The 16,878-nt window shown below is 54.7% G+C and carries 11 protein-coding genes, 1 tRNA gene, 1 other RNA gene and 2 pseudogenes; 13 read left to right on the top strand and 2 right to left on the bottom strand.

The annotated features are described in order from the left end of the window. The first annotated feature begins 1 nt into the window (after position 1). From C0623_07605 to C0623_07545, 13 genes and pseudogenes are all read left to right on the top strand, one after another. A complete protein-coding gene (locus tag C0623_07605; protein ID PLY00225.1) occupies positions 2 to 2,365 on the top strand; it encodes an endonuclease MutS2 in 2,364 nt (787 codons plus the stop codon). Further along, positions 2,362 to 4,164, top strand: coding sequence for a DNA primase (locus C0623_07600; GenBank protein ID PLY00224.1), 1,803 nt, complete (start codon positions 2,362 to 2,364; stop codon positions 4,162 to 4,164). The genes C0623_07605 and C0623_07600 overlap by 4 nt, the downstream gene beginning before the upstream one ends. Before the next feature lie 72 nt (positions 4,165 to 4,236). After that, positions 4,237 to 5,997: pseudogene (locus C0623_07595) on the top strand (RNA polymerase sigma factor RpoD). 47 nt (positions 5,998 to 6,044) lie between these two features. After that, a tRNA-Met gene (locus C0623_07590) sits at positions 6,045 to 6,120 on the top strand. Between the two features lie 107 nt (positions 6,121 to 6,227). Continuing rightward, a complete protein-coding gene (locus C0623_07585; GenBank protein ID PLY00223.1) occupies positions 6,228 to 7,355 on the top strand; it encodes a Nif3-like dinuclear metal center hexameric protein in 1,128 nt (375 codons plus the stop codon). A gap of 39 nt (positions 7,356 to 7,394) precedes the next feature. Further along, entirely contained in the window at positions 7,395 to 8,105 is a 711-nt protein-coding gene (locus C0623_07580; GenBank protein ID PLY00222.1) for a hypothetical protein, read from the top strand. 28 nt (positions 8,106 to 8,133) lie between these two features. After that, an RNA gene (gene rnpB / locus C0623_07575) (RNase P RNA component class A) lies at positions 8,134 to 8,529 on the top strand. A gap of 14 nt (positions 8,530 to 8,543) precedes the next feature. Beyond that, entirely contained in the window at positions 8,544 to 9,077 is a 534-nt protein-coding gene (locus C0623_07570; GenBank protein PLY00221.1) for a hypothetical protein, read from the top strand. Positions 9,078 to 9,158: 81 nt separating this feature from the next. Beyond that, on the top strand, positions 9,159 to 10,199 hold the full coding sequence (locus tag C0623_07565) for a TIGR00730 family Rossman fold protein (GenBank protein ID PLY00220.1): 1,041 nt from the start codon (positions 9,159 to 9,161) through the stop codon (positions 10,197 to 10,199). A gap of 163 nt (positions 10,200 to 10,362) precedes the next feature. Then, positions 10,363 to 11,337: a C4-dicarboxylate ABC transporter substrate-binding protein gene (locus C0623_07560; GenBank protein ID PLY00219.1), complete on the top strand. Its 975-nt coding sequence runs from the start codon at positions 10,363 to 10,365 to the stop codon at positions 11,335 to 11,337. Between the two features lie 149 nt (positions 11,338 to 11,486). Further along, a pseudogene (locus tag C0623_07555) lies at positions 11,487 to 14,084 on the top strand (C4-dicarboxylate ABC transporter). Between the two features lie 31 nt (positions 14,085 to 14,115). Then, on the top strand, positions 14,116 to 14,607 hold the full coding sequence (locus tag C0623_07550) for a hypothetical protein (protein PLY00218.1): 492 nt from the start codon (positions 14,116 to 14,118) through the stop codon (positions 14,605 to 14,607). Between the two features lie 22 nt (positions 14,608 to 14,629). Next, positions 14,630 to 15,607 (top strand): C4-dicarboxylate ABC transporter substrate-binding protein, encoded by a 978-nt coding sequence (locus C0623_07545; protein ID PLY00217.1) that lies wholly within the window; start codon positions 14,630 to 14,632, stop codon positions 15,605 to 15,607. Between the two features lie 65 nt (positions 15,608 to 15,672). Here C0623_07545 and C0623_07540 read toward each other — a convergent pair whose 3' ends face one another. Together C0623_07540 and C0623_07535 are read right to left on the bottom strand one after the other, a co-directional pair. Then, positions 15,673 to 16,203: a DUF3750 domain-containing protein gene (locus C0623_07540; protein ID PLY00216.1), complete on the bottom strand. Its 531-nt coding sequence runs from the start codon at positions 16,201 to 16,203 to the stop codon at positions 15,673 to 15,675. 304 nt (positions 16,204 to 16,507) lie between these two features. Beyond that, a complete protein-coding gene (locus C0623_07535) occupies positions 16,508 to 16,720 on the bottom strand; it encodes a hypothetical protein (GenBank protein PLY00215.1) in 213 nt (70 codons plus the stop codon). Positions 16,721 to 16,878 lie beyond the last annotated feature (158 nt).

The following is a 16,878-nucleotide window of genomic DNA, read 5'->3' as shown; positions in this document are numbered from 1 at the left end:
TATGCTGGCTGAAACCGAGCGACTTCTTGAATTCGATAAAATTGTCCGGCTTCTTTCAGGTTACACCCAGACCGGCACCGGACGTGATCGGGCGCTCGCTCTGGCTCCCCTCGATAATGATACCGCGATCCGCCAATCTCTGACCGAGGTCAGCGAAGTTGTCACCCTGCTCGAGACATCATCGGCTCCATCGCTTGGCGGCCTGTTCGATCTGAAGGAGGTCCTCGCGGCACTCCGGGTCGAGGGCGCCTGGCTCGATGTCGAAGCCCTGCAGGCGGTTCTTTCGTCACTCGAGGTCGCCGCGTCGTGCCGCCAATACTTCCGGCAGCCTAACAACGTTCCTGAACTTTCAGCGTTGCTCGATGAGCTTGATCCGCTGATCAGTATCGCCGCTTCGATCCGCTCCTGCATCGATGAGAGGGGCGACATCCTCGATTCCGCTTCGGTCGAGCTGGCGCGCACCCGCCGGGAAATCAATTCGCTCCGGCTGTCGGTACGGCAGGAGATGGAAGAAATGCTCAACAGTGAGCGCTTCAGCGGCGCCCTGCAGGACCGGATTGTTACGGAGCGGAGCGGCCGCTATGTCCTCCCGGTCAAAGCCGATTTCAAGGGTCAGGTCAGGGGGTTTGTCCATGACACCTCGGCCACCGGACAGACCCTCTTTGTCGAGCCGGAGCAGACGCTTGAGAAGAATAATCGCCTGCAGTCACTGCTCAGTGAAGAGAAGCAGGAAGAGCTGCGGATCCTGCAGGAGCTGAGCTGGCTGGTTGCCGAGGAGCGGCAGCAGATCCTGATCAACCAGGAGATCCTGACCCACCTCGACCTGCGGGTCGCCTCCGGAAAGTTTGCCCGGGCCTGCGGCGGCCAGGTGCCCCATCTGGTTGCTGAGCCGATTGTCGATTTACGCGCCGCGGTACATCCACTGCTGTTGTTTGCTTCTGATGGCCGACCGGAAGCGGGCCCGGTTGTCCCGATCGATCTTAAGGTCGGCGCCGATCGATCGGTGCTGATCATGAGTGGCCCCAACACCGGCGGCAAGACGGTCGCACTGAAAACGGTCGGCCTGCTGTTGCTGATGCTCCGGGCCGGGTTGCCCGTCCCCTGTCATCCCGACAGCCGCCTGCACCTTTTTTCGCGACTTTTTGCTGATATCGGCGACGAGCAGAGTATTGAAGAGCACCTTTCGACCTTCTCCGGTCACCTGACCCGGCTCAGCCGGATTCTGAAAGAAGCGGATGACGACTCGCTGGTCCTGTTCGACGAGGCGGGAACCGGAACCGATCCGGGCGAAGGCGCCGCCCTGATTATTGCGGCGGTCGACTCTCTGCGTGAGCGGGGGAGCAAGGTTGTCCTGACAACCCACCTCAACCTGCTCAAGGGGTACGCTCAACTGCACGACGATGTGGAAAATGCGGCAGTTGAGTTTGACCCCGATACCCTGCGTCCGACCTACCGCCTCCATTACGGCATTCCGGGTGAAAGCGGCGCCTTTACCATCGCCCGGCATTATGGTCTGCCGGAGGATGTGCTCGCCCGCGCCGAGTCCTACCTTGGCACCGGCGAACAGGAAGGTCGGGAGCTGATCAGTCGCCTCAACGAACTGGTCCGGGTTCTTGAAGCCGAACGGAGCGAGGCGTCGGCCGAGCTCGAATCAGCGCGCCGCGAACGTAATAAGCGAAAGACCCTTCTGCGCGAGGTTGAAGAACAGAAGTCGGAGCTGCTCAACAAGGCCTTGCGCCGAGGTGAACAATTGGTTCGCGAAGCCGAGCGCGAAGTTCGCGAGCTGCTGTCGCGGGCCGACCAGGTCGAGCGTCTACCCGAACAGGCCGAGGTTGTCTCGGCTGTTAAGGGGGTCGGTGAAAAACTTAAGCAGGCCCGGAAGCCGGTAGCGGAAACAAAAAAGCAGGTTAAAAATACTGAACCGGGTGAAATCCTGAAGGTCGCAACGCTCGGGGTCGATGGCGAAGTGGTTGAGGTTGCTGGCAACAAGGTCGAGCTGAATGTTCAAGGCAAAAAAATGCGTCTGACCCTCGACAAGGTGGAACAATACTCGCCGCGACGGTTTGCCGCAAAGAAGAATACTGCTACAGTGCGAGGCAAGGTTGAACGGGATCGCTTTGACCCGCGACTGCTGCTGGTCGGCAAGCGGGTTGACGCTGCCGTGCCGGAACTCGAACGTTTTCTCGATGATGCCTTGCTTGAGGGAGTCAGTGAAGTCGAAGTGGTCCACGGTTCCGGTGAGGGGATCCTGCGCAAAGCGGTTCGGGAGCACCTTGCTGCTCATCGCGGAGTGACGGCATTCCATGGCGCCGGCCCGAATCAGGGTGGAGAAAATGTTACGATCGTGGAGATGAGAGCGAAATGAGCAGGCGTATTTCGGAAGAGATTATTCAGGAGATTCGTGACCGGGCCGATATTGTCGAGGTTATCTCAAGCTATGTCTCGCTCAAACGTTCCGGCGCCAACAATCAGGGTCTCTGCCCGTTCCATTCCGAGAAAACACCATCGTTCAATGTCAACAGCACCCGCCAGATCTTTCACTGTTTCGGTTGTGGTGTCGGTGGCAATGTTTTCTCCTTCCTGATGCAGATAGAAGGGTTGTCATTTCCGGAGGCCGTTCGTCGGATCGGTGAGAAGGTCGGGGTCGAGGTGCCGGATGAGGAGATGACTCCGGCCGAAGAGAAGCGGCGTGAGGAATTCGACCGATTGGCCCGGATCAATGAGGTTGCGGCCGAGTTCTATCACCAGATCCTGATTGACTCCGACGAAGGTGGAGTTGCCCGCCGTTATCTGCGGCAGCGTGGCTACGACGCCGAGACGGTCAAGGCCTTTCAACTCGGCTACGCACCGGAGAGCTGGGAATCTCTGGTCAAACATCTTGAAGAGAAGGGGTTTGATCCCAAGCTGGTTCGGGACAAGACCGGATTGATTCGCGAGGGCAAGGAGGGCCGCGGTGATTACGATCTCTTCCGCAAGCGACTGCTTTTCCCGATACATGATGTGCGCGGTCAGGTGGTTGCCTTCGGCGGCCGGGTTCTCGATGATTCGTTGCCGAAGTACATCAACTCTCCGGAATCGCCGATCTATAATAAAAGCCGCATCCTGTTCGGTCTCTATCAGGCGCGGGAAGCGATGCGGCGGGCCGGATACGGCATTGTTGTCGAAGGATATTTCGACCAGATGGCGCTCTTTCGCAACGATTTCACCAATGCGGTCGCCACCTGTGGAACGGCGCTGACCGGCGAACACGGCCGGTTGCTGAAACGTTATGCCGAAAAGGTTCTGCTTCTGTTTGACCAGGACAAGGCCGGATTGGCTGCCACCTTCCGGTCGATGGAGGTGCTACTGCCGCAGGGGCTCTCGGTGGCGGTTGTCGATCTCGGGGACGGCGAGGACCCTGACTCGTTTCTGGCAGCAAGAGGTCCGGACGAGATGCAGGCGCGGCTCGATGCGGCCCGACCGGTTCTCGATTTTTTTATCGAGACCACTCTGCGCGAACATGGTGACGGTATTGAAGGGAAAGCGCGGGCTGTTGAACAGATTCTCGAAAAGTTCCGCCTGCTCAAAAGTGATATTGAACGTGATCTTTATATCAAGGGATTGTCGGAACGGACCGGTCTCGATGAGGCCCGTCTGCGGAGTCAGTTCAGCCGATCTTCCGGGGCGGCCCGGCAAGCCCGCGATACCTCGCCGAGCACGGCGAGCACGGCAGCCCAGACCCGGCCCCGGAAGGATGAAGCTCCGGCCGAAGACCAACTCGAACTGAAAGCACAAAGGTGGGTGCTCGGTCTGATGATTGAGCATGCCGAGATATGTCAGCGGGTGCTTGAAGAGGGGGTCGACAATTATTTTATCGATCCGGAATACCTTGCTATTGCCGAATTAATACCTACATTGGGCGATGAGGGGATCGAAGTCGATTTCGACGCCCTGCAAAACAGACTGAATGACGACCAGATCAGGTTGCTGGCGGGGGTGCTGCTCAAAGACAAGGACGCTCTTGCCGATTCCCCGGACTCGATTTTTGAGGGGTGTCGAAAAACCCTTTTCAAGGGCCGCGACAAAAAGCGATATCGCGAATTGCAGCAGCGCCTCAAAAAACCGGATCAGCAGATAACTAACGAGGAGCTTGAAGAATTCCAGAAATTGAAAAAAAAGCTTTGAAAATTTCCTTTTTTACGTTAAAAGTTTACTTTCGTAAATTTTCGCCAAAAATCGGCGTGGGGGTTGTTCTGAATGGCCAAGAAAACCAGCATTGAAGAAGTTCAACAGCTGATTGATATCGGTAAATAGAAGGGATATCTCACCTATGATGAGGTCAATGATGTCCTGCCCGCCGATATGGTTTCGTCCGACCAGATCGAAGATGTGATGAGCATGTTCGGTGAAATGGATATCGAAGTTGTCGACAGCGAACAAAAAGGGGCCGATCTGCGGTCCGATCAGGCGAACAATGATTCCGACTCTTCCGACAATGAGGAAGAAGAGGAGACCGAATTCGCAGCCGGAACCCTCGGGCGGACCAGTGATCCGGTCCGGATGTATCTGCGTGAAATGGGACAGGTCTCCCTGCTGACCCGGGAAGGGGAAGTCGAAATTGCCAAGCGGATCGAGGAGGGCGATGCCCTGGTCGGCCGGGTGGTAATGAAGACTCCGATTGCGGTCAAGGAGCTGCTCTCGATTGGCGAGCGGCTCGAGAAAATGCAGATCAAGGTCTCCGAAATCACCAAAGATTATGAAGACGAAGAGGGGAGCGAAGCCGAAGAGAAACAGCGGACCCGCCTGCTCGATCTGATGGAGGGGATTCGTGATCGCGACGAGAAGCTGCAGAAACAGCAGGAAAAGATCCGCGTCGAGAAAGACAAGGACAAAAAGAAGCGGCTGATTGCCCGCTCGGACAAGATAAAGGAAGAGATGTTCGAGCTGATGCGTCAGGTTCGGCTCAAGGATTACCAGGTTGACAAGATTGTCGATCGGCTCAAGGAGTTGGCCCGACAGGTCAAGAAGGGTTTGACGGAAATCAACTCCTGTGAAGCGGAGCTCGGGGTGCCGGCCAGGGATATCCGTTCCCTTTTACGCCGCATGCGCAAGAGTGACGCCGAAGCCAAAAAAATTGTCAAGGAAGTCGGCAAGCCGGCTGAAACACTTCTCTCGGTTGAAAAACGGCTCAAGTCGGCCCAACGGAAATTTAAGAAAATCGAAGAAGAATCGGGGTTCTCTCCGGAAGCTCTCCTTGCATCTCTGAAAGAGGTTCAGCGGGGTGAATGGCGGGCGAAGCAGGCCAAATCGGAACTGGTCGAGGCCAACCTCCGCCTGGTTGTCTCCATCGCCAAAAAATACACCAACCGTGGTCTGCAGTTCCTCGATCTGATTCAGGAGGGGAACATCGGCCTGATGAAGGCGGTTGACAAGTTCGAGTACCAGCGAGGCTATAAGTTTTCGACCTATGCAACCTGGTGGATCCGGCAGGCGATTACCCGGGCCATTGCTGATCAGGCAAGAACGATCCGCATCCCGGTTCACATGATCGAAACGATCAACAAGTTGATCCGCACCAGCCGTCAGCTGGTTCAGGAGATCGGCCGGGAACCGACCCCGGAGGAGATCGCCGAGCGAATGGAGCTGCCGCTGGAAAAAGTGCGCCGGGTTCTCAAAATTGCCAAGGAGCCGATCAGCCTCGAAACGCCGATCGGTGAAGAGGAAGATTCCTCGCTCGGTGATTTTATCGAAGACAAGGGTGTGGTGACACCACTTGAAGCGGTTATCAAGGGGAACCTCTCGGATCAGACCTCTTCGGTCCTTTCGAGCCTGACCCCGCGTGAGGAAAAAGTTTTGCGGATGCGGTTCGGCATCGGCGAAAAATCGGACCATACCCTTGAAGAAGTCGGGCAGGATTTTGCTGTAACCCGCGAGCGGATCCGGCAGATCGAGGCCAAGGCCCTGCGCAAACTCCGTCATCCGAGTCGGGCCAAGCGGCTCAAGAGTTTTGTCGAGTAGTCTTGGACGTTTCTGTCGATGGAAACAGACAATTGAAACCTTTACCAGGGCCTATAGCTCAGTTGGCAGAGCCACCGGCTCATAACCGGTCGGTCCCAGGTTCGAATCCTGGTGGGCCCACCAATTTAAGAAAATGAGATATCGACTCATTCATACATACGAACAGTTGAGCAAAATCAGACAGGGAGAGTGCAACTAAACAGGGTTGCACTCTTTTTTTTGGGGTCGTTATGGCATCGAACAAAAAAGCGCGCGTACAGGATATCCTCGGACTGGTCAACGCGGTCTGCCCGGCATCGCTGGCGGAAGAGTGGGATAATGTCGGCCTTCAGGTCGGTGACCCGGCATCCGAGGTCGCCCGGATTGCGATTGCGCTCGACCCGACCGAAGCAACGCTCGATGAAGCGATTGCTGCCGGCGCTCAAATGCTGATCTGTCACCACCCGCTGATCTTCAAACCTTTGCAGCAGATCACGCCGAATGACCAGACCGGCAAACTGGTGATCCGGGCCATCCGCGAAGATTTTGCCATTCTCGCGGCCCACACCAACCTTGACCGGGCCCATGGCGGGCTCAACGACTGGCTGGCCGGGCGGCTCGGCGTCGAGACGACGGTTCCCCTGGAATCGCCCGAGGGCCTTCTCTGCAAGCTGGTTGTTTATGTTCCCGTAGATCATCGGGAGGCGGTTGCTTCGGCGATTTTCAGTGCCGGTGGTGGCCAGATCGGAAACTACGATCAATGTTCCTTCCGGACCGAAGGTGTTGGTACGTTCCGGCCGGGTGACGGAACCGATCCGTATATTGGCGATCGGGGGAAGAGTGAAGAGGTCCCGGAGCTCCGGCTCGAAACGGTTGTGCCGAAAGATAAACTGGGGCGGGTTGTTGCGAAAATGACGAAGGCTCATCCCTACGAGGAGGTCGCCTACGATATTATTCCGCTCGTCAACGGTCGACCGGATGTCGGGCTCGGCCGCATTGGTCGACTCGAGAAACCTGCGACCCTCGGGCGCTTTGCCGATGGGGTGAAGCAGGCGCTCGGCGCTGATCACGTCCGGGTCGTTGGCGATGCCGGACGGCTGGTTGAGAAGATTGCTGTCTGCGGTGGCAGCGGCGCATCACTGCTGGCGGCAGCGGCGCGCCAGGGTGCCGATGTTCTGGTGACCGGTGATGTCAAGTACCACGACGCTTTAATCGCCGAAGCCCTCGGCGTTGCCCTGGTCGATGCCGGACATTTTGCTACCGAAATAATAATGGTTGAAGAGCTGACCGAATTGTTGCGTAAATTAACCAGGGAAAAGGGATTCGAAATCGATATTCTGCCTCTTCAGGGAGCGCGGGATCCGTTCGCCATCGTTTAAAAAGACTAAATCAGCAGAAATGCTTCAGGAGGTAAAAACGTGCAAGAAAAGTTGGAACTGTTACGGGATTTGCAGGAACTTGATCTGGAACTTATCGAAAAACGGAAAGGGAAGGGGTCCCTTGTCGCAGAGCAGTCGACCATAACTGCTGATCTCGACAAGATCCAGGAAATGGTTGACAGCCTCAATGGCGACATTGAGGGGCTTGAGGCCCAGCGCAAGGATCTGGCGCAGGACCTTCTGGTCGAAGAGGCGAATATCAAGCGGGCCGAGGAACGCCTGCCGACCATCAAAACCCAGAAAGAGTATGTCGCTCTTCTGAAAGAGGTCGATTCAGCCAAAAAGATGAATAAGGATATCCAGGATAGAATCGACAGGATCGAAGAGCAGATCTCGGCGCTGGCAGACGATCGTGATGAAAAGATGGGTGAACTTTCAACCTTGCAGAGCAGCGTCGAGGGTCGTCAGTCGGAGATCGCCGAAGCGATTGCAGAGTATGACCAGTTCCTCGGAGCCGGTGATGACAAGCGGGATGGATTTCTCGAAAAACTGCCATCGTCACTGCGCAGGCGATATGAGATGTTGCTTGATCGGCGGGCCGGTGTTGCGATCGTGGAGGCTCGCGAAGGCACCTGCCTCGGCTGTCATATGCATCTGCCGCCACAGCTGTTCAACAGTCTGTTCACTGCGACCGAAATTATAGATTGTCCGCACTGTAACCGGATGCTCTATCTCGATCCTTCGGTATAGATCGGCATATCCAGTTTGATCTGTGGTTGAAGAAGGCCAGATGATCGCCGGTCCGCCCTTCGGCGGGCGGGAGGAAAGTCCGGGCTCCACAGGGCAGGATGGTCCTTAACGGGGACCGGGGGCGACCCCAGGGAAAGTGCCACAGAGAGTAGACCGCTTCGCCGGAGCACCGCTTGCGGTGCGAAGGTGGAGTAAGGGTGAAAGGGTGAGGTAAGAGCTCACCAGGTCCGGTGGCGACACCGGATGCTCGGTAAACCCCATCCGGAGCAAGGCCGAATAGGGAAGCGTTTGAGGACGGCCCGTCCGAGGCTTCCGGGTTGGCTGCTCGAGGTTGTCGGCAACGGCAATCCTAGATGAATGATCATCGTCCTGGTCCGGGTAACCGTGCCAGGGAACAGAACCCGGCTTACGGCCTTCTTCAGCCACTTTATAGACATTATGGCTCCGAAACAGGATCAAAAGCTCTGGCACGACATCGTCGATCGGGTCAACTATGAATGGCGACACCTGCATCCGGAAGAGAAGGACTGGGTTTCGACACATGGCGCCCGGCTTGCGACACTCCAGAGAGAACTGCATCAGCTTTTTCTCGATGTTGGCGGAGCCGATCTCTGTTGTGACTGTAACGGATCCTGTTGCGGTCATGGCAAGTTTCACCCCAACCTGACCAATCTCCTGATCTGTAAAATCCTCAATTTCCCGATACCCGATCCCGACTTTTCCGCAGACTGCCCGTATATTGGTGACCTCGGTTGCCTGTTCCCGCCCGAAGCCCGGCCATACAATTGCGTCTCTTTTATCTGTGAACAGATTGAAGAGCTTTTCGCCCCGTCTAACAAAGAGAAGTTCTATGCTCTTGAAAATGAAATCCGCGGCGAATACGCGCTTTTTGTCGAGCGCTATACCGGCGCCAGCATGCGCGGGTTGCTCATCCGTGGCGAATTGCTGTCGTCATACCTGGGGCGTCGATAATGTTTCAACCGGGCAGACTTCTGCCCGTGTTATAATTCGATATGTTTTTTAATTTAGATAATTGCCGGCAAGGAGTCTTTAATGGAACTTAATTTCAAGAAAAACAGTCCGGAAATTGAAGATCGCATTACTGAGTTGATGGATCTGGTTGGCGTTAATCATCCGCGAATGATTCGCGAAATGATTCTCAGCGCCCTGAAGGCGGGGCATGACATCGATTATCTGGCCGACCTCAAACAGATGAGGACGACGATGAAGGAGATGCGTTATACCAGTAAAATTTTCGGACCGTACCGGCACAAGCGGAAGGTCACGATTTTCGGTTCGGCCCGGACCGGGCTGGATGAGCCGATCTATCACAAGTGCGTCAGCTTTTCGCAAATGCTGGCCGAACGGGGATACATGGTCATTACCGGCGGCGGCGGCGGTATCATGCAGGCCGGCAACGAAGGTGCCGGCGCCGACAACTCCTTTGCCATAAATATCCGTCTGCCTTTTGAACAGGATACCAACCCTGTGATGTCGGAGAACGACAAGGTTCTGATGTATCAATATTTTTTCAACCGCAAGGTGGCGTTTCTCAAGGAGGCCGCCGCCGTTGCCCTTTTCCCCGGCGGGTTCGGGACCCTCGATGAAGCGATGGAAGCGCTGACCCTCATGCAGACCGGGAAAAGTCAACCGATCCCGCTCGTTCTGATCGATGATGACGATGGTGATTACTGGGAGGTCTGGTTCGACTTTATCAGGGACAGCCTGTTAAAGCGTGGCCTGATTTCGGGTGAGGATTTCGGCCTTTTTACCATTACCCGGGATGCTGCCGAAGCGGTCCGGGTAATCGACGATTTCTACAGGGTTTATCACTCCAGCCGTTTCGTCGGTGATACCTTTGTTATCCGCCTGAATTCTCCCCTCGATTCGGAACAAATCGAGACTCTGCATAATGAATTCAGTGAGATCCTCGCTCCGGTGAGCCGTTTCGAGCTGACCGGTCCGTTCGAAAAGGAACAGGATCAGCCCGATCTGATGTCGTTGCCCCGTCTTGCATTCGAGTTCAATCGGCGAAATTTTGGCCTTCTCAACGCTTTTATCCGGCGGATTAATTCATTCAGCCCGGACCTTTGAGACGATGTTGATGACCGGACTATCCTCTTGATTTGATTGTACTTTGCAGAAGTTTATTTAAGTCAAACAACTTCTTGCAACTGCGGATTCGGCTGTTATAATTAAAATTCATTTTCAGGTGTTCAAACCAAACAGAATTATTATCCAGATGAGGAGGCATGACATGAAGAAGTTTTTGGGATTGTTGATTGCGGTTGCTCTTGCGGTACCGTTTACACCGATGACAACGGTTGCTGCTGATAACCAGTTTGTCACGATCGGTACCGGTGGTGTCACCGGCGTTTATTATCCGACCGGCGGCGCGATCTGCCGTCTGGTCAACAAAACCCGGAAGGAGCATGGCATCCGGTGTTCGGTCGAAAGTACAGGTGGTTCCATTTACAACCTCAATGCTATCGCTAACGGTGAACTCGATATGGGCGTTGCCCAGTCCGATTGGCAATATCACGCCTATAACGGCACCAGCAAATTTGAGGAGCAGGGCCCGAACAAGGATTTGCGCGCTGTATTCTCAGTCCATCCCGAACCGTTCACCATGGTTGCGCGAGCCGATTCAGGGATCAAGGAATTCAGTGACATCAAGGGCAAGCGGGTCAATATCGGCAACCCGGGGTCCGGTCAGCGTGGCACTATGGAAGTCGTAATGGATGCCAAGGGGATGAAGATTGATGATTTGAAGCTGGCCTCGGAGCTCAAGGCAGCCGAGCAGTCCGGAGCCCTGTGTGACAACAAGATCGACGCCATGGTCTATGTTGTTGGTCATCCGAACGGTTCGATCAAGGAAGCCACTACTTCCTGTGATTCGGTCCTGGTTAACGTTGTCGGCTCGGCCATTGATAAACTGATCAAGGAAAAGCCTTATTATCGCAAGGCGACGATTCCTGGCGGCATGTATCGCGGCAACCCCAATGACACCCAGACTTTCGGTGTCGGCGCTACTTTCGTATCGTCCGCCAAGGTCCCCAACGACGTCATCTACAATGTTGTCAAGGCGGTCTTTGACAACTTCGATGATTTCAAGAAGCTGCATCCGGCTTTTGGTGTCCTGAAAAAAGAGGAGATGATCAAAGACGGTCTCTCGGCACCTCTGCATGACGGGGCGAAAAAGTACTACAAGGAAGTCGGTCTGCTGAAGTAATTGTATCCTTCGTGATGAAAATGCACCGCCGCTCAAGCGGTGGTGCATTTTTTTTGTCCGATTTCTCCACGTTGATGGCATAAATGGACAACATGGCGTTTCGGGGCGCGGTTATTTAAAATGATCTTTTGTGCAAGGGGACCTTTGTTATGGGCATAGACAATAATAAGGACACCAAGGTTGAACTGAACCCTGAGGCGATCGTCGAATCGTAATCCGGAGCGCGTAATCCGACCGGGGCGGTTCCGAAGAAAATCCTCTTTTTCGTTCCCCTCGTCTGGACTCTCTTCCAACTCTGGATTGCTTCGCCGCTACCGTTTATCTTGGACTTTTTCGTCCTCAACTCGACCGAGGCCCGTGCCATTCATCTGGCCTTTGCTATCTTTTTGTCGTTTACTGCTTTCCCAACGTTCAAGCGATCCCCGACCAGTTACATCCCGGTTCAGGACTGGATCCTCGGGTTGCTCGGAGCTTTCTGCGCCGCCTATCTCTATATTTTCTACGAGGCACTCTCCGGGCGGCCCGGCATGCCGACCACAACCGATCTGGTTGTCGCCGTTGCCGGTTTGATCTTTCTGCTCGAAGCGACCCGCCGGGCGCTCGGTCCGCCGCTGATGATCGTTGCCACGATCTTTATCATCTATACCTTCGGCGGGCAATATATGCCGGACATCATCGCTCATAAGGGGGCCAGCCTTTCGAAAGGGATGTCGCACTACTGGCTCGGCACCGAAGGGGTCTTCGGGGTTGCGCTCGGCGTTTCGACCAGCATGGTTTTCATGTTAGTACTGTTCGGGGCACTGCTTGAGGCGGCCGGGGCGGGGAACTATTTCATCCGCTCGGCTTTTGCAGCTCTTGGCCACATGCGTGGCGGTCCGGCCAAGGCCGCGGTTGTATCGTCCGGCCTGACCGGTCTGGTTTCGGGTTCGTCGATCGCCAACGTCGTCACCACCGGGACCTTTACGATTCCGCTTATGAAAAAAGTCGGGTTCTCGCCGGAGAAGGCCGGTGCTGTTGAGGTGGCCTGTTCGACCAATGGCCAGCTGATGCCGCCGGTCATGGGGGCGGCCGCTTTCCTGATGGTCGAATACGTCGGAATCAGTTATATTGATGTCATCAAGCACGCTTTCCTCCCCGCTATCATTTCCTATATCGCCCTGGTTTATATCGTTCATCTCGAAGCTTGCAAGATGGGGTTGAAGGGTCTTGAACGGCCGGTTATTACACCTTTTCGGCAAAAACTGATTTCTTTCGTCATAACCATCCTGACCCTGATCATCATCGGCGGCGTGACTTACTACGGTCTCGGCTGGATCAAGGGAGTGGCTGGTGGAGCGACGATCTATATCGCTGCAATCCTCCTGTTTTTAGCCTATCTCCTTCTGGTCTGGATCGCCTGCCGGGTTCCGGAGTTGGAGCGCGATTTCGAGATCAAGGAACTTCCCGATTTCGGCCCGACGGTTCAGTCGGGACTCTATTTCCTGTTGCCGGTTGTCGTTCTTATGTGGTGCCTGACGGTCGAACGCTTTTCTCCGGGGCTTTCCGCATACTGGGCGACGATACTGATGATTGTTATTGTCCTGACCCAATGGCCGCTGAAGAAATTTTTCCGCAAAATTCAGGGCGACAACGAACTTTTCACGTTCAGGAAAGGTTTTGATGATCTGCTGAACGGCATGGTTTCCGGGGCGCGCAACATGATCGGTATCGGCGTCGCCACGGCTGCCGCCGGGATCGTCGTCGGGACTGTGACCCTGACCGGAATCGGCCTGGTCATGACCGAGTTCGTCGAGTTTATCTCCGGCGGCAACCTGATGCTGATTCTGCTTTTCACCGCCCTGATCAGCCTGATCCTCGGCATGGGGCTTCCGACCACGGCCAATTACATTGTCGTTTCAACGCTGATGGCACCGGTCATTGTTAACCTCGGAGCGCAGAACGGTCTCATCGTGCCGCTGATCGCCGTGCATCTATTTGTTTTTTACTTCGGTATCCTTGCCGATGATACCCCGCCGGTCGGTCTGGCCGCGTTCGCTGCAGCCGGGATCTCCGGTGGTGATCCGATCAAGACTGGTATCCAGGGTTTTACCTATGATATGCGGACCGCGATTCTGCCGTTCATGTTCATCTTCAATAACCAGCTTCTGTTGATTGGCCTTGATCATTGGTTTCATGTTCTCATCGTCATCCTCGGCGCCGTGCTGGCTATGCTCGCATTCGCTTCAGGGACGCAAGGTTTTTTCATTATCAAAAACCGGATATGGGAGACCGTGGCCATGCTTCTGATCGCTCTGGTGCTGTTTCGTCCGGGGCTGGTCTGGGACCGGATCTATCCGCCACTGAGTGAGCATCCGCCGAGTCAAATCACCGAATTCGTCGAGGAGATGGACCCCGGCACGGCTCTGCGCATGGAGCTTAAGGGTGAAAACATGATGACCGGCAAGGAATTCACCAAGGTCATGATGCTCACTATTCAGAATGGTGAGACTGCTGCGGAGCGTCTTGCCGAAATCGGTTTCGAAGTTCGTATTGATGATGAAAAAGTTCTGATCGACAACGTCCTGTTCGGCAGTGAAGCTGAAAAGATGGGAATCGACTTCGATCAGGAAATTATCAATATTCAAATGCCGAATAAACGGCCCTACATGGAGTGGCTTTATCTCCCTGTTATCGGGCTGTATGCCTTGATCTGGATTCTTCAGCTAAAGCGGAGGAAAAAGACAGAAGCCATGTCGGTAGCGGTATGATTCCATTTATGGTTGGTCAAAGGAGGTCCGTATGACCGTTTCGATCAAGAACATTCTGGTTGCCAAGGATCTGAGTGAGGATTCGTCCGATGTTATTCGCTATGCCCTTGAACTCGGGGCCAAGTTTCAGGCCCAGGTTCACGTTCTGCATGTCATGCCGACCGTCGATCCGGCTGTGCTCAACATGGTCGCCCTGAGCATGGGGGCTGATAAGCTGGCCGAATTCAACAAGAAAAATGAAGCCGAGATGGTGGAAAAGACCCACGCCCAGTTGCGTCAGGTCACCGCCCTGGAGGCAGAGCTTATCGAAGAGGAGATGAGCCGGCCCCCGAAAGTCGAGGCCTGCCATGGCGAGCCGGTATCAAAGATACTCGAGGTTGCTGATCGCATCAGTGCGGATATGATCGTCCTTGGCAGCCACAGCAAGGGGAAACTTCATTACGCATTTCTCGGCAGCGTTGCCGAAAAGATATTACACAAAACCCATCGTACGGTGGTTATCATTCCGCCCCTGAAAAAATGAACGCTAATGATCTGAGCATGTAATGAAACAACCTCTCAAGCTGATCATGGTGCTCTTCTTTGCCGTGTTCATCCTCACGACTGTTCCGGTTTCGGCCCGAACACAATACGTGACAATCGGTACCGGAGCGGTTGCCGGGGTTTATTATCCGACCGGGATCGCCATCAGCAAGATGGTGAATGCTAAGAGTCAACAATACAACCTGCGGGTATCGGTTGAGTCGACCGGCGGCTCGGTTTTTAATGTCAACGCGATAATGGTCGGTGATCTTGAATTCGGGATTGTTCAATCGGATCGGCAATACCAGGCGTATAATGGAACCGCCGAATGGGCGGGAAAGCCACAGCCAAACCTCCGCTCGATATTCTCGATTCACCCCGAGTCGGTGACTCTGTTGGCTGCAGTTGATGCCGGCATCAACCGGCTTGATGACCTGCGGGGGAAAACCGTACTGATCGGCAACCCGGGTTCAGGTCAACAGGGCAATGCTCTCGATGTTCTCGAAATGGCCGGGATCGATTACAGGACAGACCTGAAAGCAGAAGACTTGCGGGCAACCGAAGCGGCCAAGATGCTGCAGGCCGGACAGATTGATGCCTATTTCTATACCGTTGGACATCCGAACGACTCTTTCCGTGAAGCGACTTCAGGCAAGCGAAAAACCCGGTTTGTGCCGATTGATCAGGCTGTTGTCGATCGTTTGATCGATAAATATCCCTACTACGTGCCATCGGAAATTCCAGTTGCTTTTTATCCCGGGGTAAAAAACAGAGATAATGTTCCCGGTTTTGGCGTCAAGGCGACTTTCTGTACATCGGCTTCTGTCGATGAAGAGGTGGTCTATGCAATCGTGAAAGAGGTTTTCGAGCATCTTGCTGAATTCAAGAAAATGCACCCGGCCTATTCGGTGCTGACCAGGCAAAGCATGCTACAGGGCTTGTCAGCGCCGCTACACCGTGGTGCCGTCCGCTATTACAAGGAGTCCGGACTGATCGACTAACGGTCCGGAAAATGATCGTGCATTACCAAGTCGGCTGCAATCAGGGCCGGTCCTTTTGGCTCCGGTCAGTTTAGATAGCCGCTACCGATTGCTGAAAAGGGGAGTTCAAGTCCGATTTCAGGAACTTCCCGGGCGATCCAGGCGGTAAAGGTGTTGCTGTTGGGGCCGGGAAAAGCCCGGTATTCGTTTTTCCAGGGGTATGTACCTGCCGCGGCGGCAACCGCATCGATCATGGCATCGACGCCAGCGCCCTGATGCTCCTTGAGCAGAACCGGTCTTTCACCGAACCAGTAACGATCCGGATGATCCCTGGCAATCCGCAGAACCGGCATTCCGCCATGCTGGCGCCAGCCGATCACTTCGTAAACCGTATAGTAATCCTGATTACTTTTTTTCGCAGCGATCCAGGTGTGGATAGCAAACCACCCGCGCCATCCCCAGGTGTCTGCGCCGTAAACATGCAGGACTGCTTCGCTGGTTTCTGCCGGGTCGGGAGCAATCCCGGCCGGTTCACGGCTTGCGGTGCGCCAGTCTTTATCGGCCATGCAGCCGGTCAGTGTCAGAATTGTCAGAATTGAAACCAGAACTTTGGGCATATCTTGTACTCCTTGGTCGGTAGATGATCGATCAGATTTTATTTTACCTTAAATGTTGGTTCACCACACTTTACCGGGAATTAAGTGGCGCGTACTCAAACTCTGTCATACTTTTTCAATCGTACCCTGAAAGCAGAATACGAGGTCGCCGGTATCGCCCGGCTTGCTCCTTACTTTTCTTGCTTGTCCAAGAAAAGTAAGCAAAAGAAAGACACCCCAGCTCACCCGCCTGATGATCAGGTTCCCTCACTGCGCAGATTTCAATCCGTCAGTCACTGGCGTTACCTGAGCGCCGGATTGAAATCTACTCGCTCGGCGGTCTTACATGGGGCCCCGGCAGAGCAGTGGGAACAGTCAAATCCAAAGCCTTTGACTTACCCCCGTTGCTCTTGAGGTCGCTTCCGGCAGCGCGATCACCGAACCGCAGCCCGACCGCAACCGCCACAGCGACGAACTGCGTTTGCCTCAAGGCAAACTCCCCGGCAGCACAGTTGAACAGAAACAATTCAACCCGCACGAAAAAGCCCCCGGCGAGGGAGCCGTTTTCTGCATACTCTTTTATGGCTCAATAAAAGAGTATGGCGGAGTGCGCGGCCGCGACCGCGCGGTTTTACTCTCTTCGGTCTCCTGTCTTCAGACCCAAGTCAGGGATACTTCCCTGACCTGAAGATCATG

Source organism: Desulfuromonas sp. (assembly GCA_002869615.1).
Taxonomy (GTDB): domain Bacteria; phylum Desulfobacterota; class Desulfuromonadia; order Desulfuromonadales; family UBA2294; genus BM707.
Note: the sequence above shows the minus strand (reverse complement) of the source record. Positions and strands in the feature narration are given on the sequence as shown.

Excerpts from the sequence above, each read along its gene's own strand:
- C0623_07540 (PLY00216.1), bottom strand. The coding sequence starts at position 16,203 with ATGCCCAAAGTTCTGGTTTCAATTCTGACAATTCTGACACTGACCGGC.
- C0623_07550 (PLY00218.1), top strand. The coding sequence starts at position 14,116 with ATGACCGTTTCGATCAAGAACATTCTGGTTGCCAAGGATCTGAGTGAG.
- C0623_07605 (PLY00225.1), top strand. The coding sequence starts at position 2 with ATGCTGGCTGAAACCGAGCGACTTCTTGAATTCGATAAAATTGTCCGG.
- C0623_07570 (PLY00221.1), top strand. The coding sequence starts at position 8,544 with ATGGCTCCGAAACAGGATCAAAAGCTCTGGCACGACATCGTCGATCGG.
- C0623_07565 (PLY00220.1), top strand. The coding sequence starts at position 9,159 with ATGGAACTTAATTTCAAGAAAAACAGTCCGGAAATTGAAGATCGCATT.
- C0623_07545 (PLY00217.1), top strand. The coding sequence starts at position 14,630 with ATGAAACAACCTCTCAAGCTGATCATGGTGCTCTTCTTTGCCGTGTTC.
- C0623_07585 (PLY00223.1), top strand. The coding sequence starts at position 6,228 with ATGGCATCGAACAAAAAAGCGCGCGTACAGGATATCCTCGGACTGGTC.
- C0623_07600 (PLY00224.1), top strand. The coding sequence starts at position 2,362 with ATGAGCAGGCGTATTTCGGAAGAGATTATTCAGGAGATTCGTGACCGG.
- C0623_07560 (PLY00219.1), top strand. The coding sequence starts at position 10,363 with ATGAAGAAGTTTTTGGGATTGTTGATTGCGGTTGCTCTTGCGGTACCG.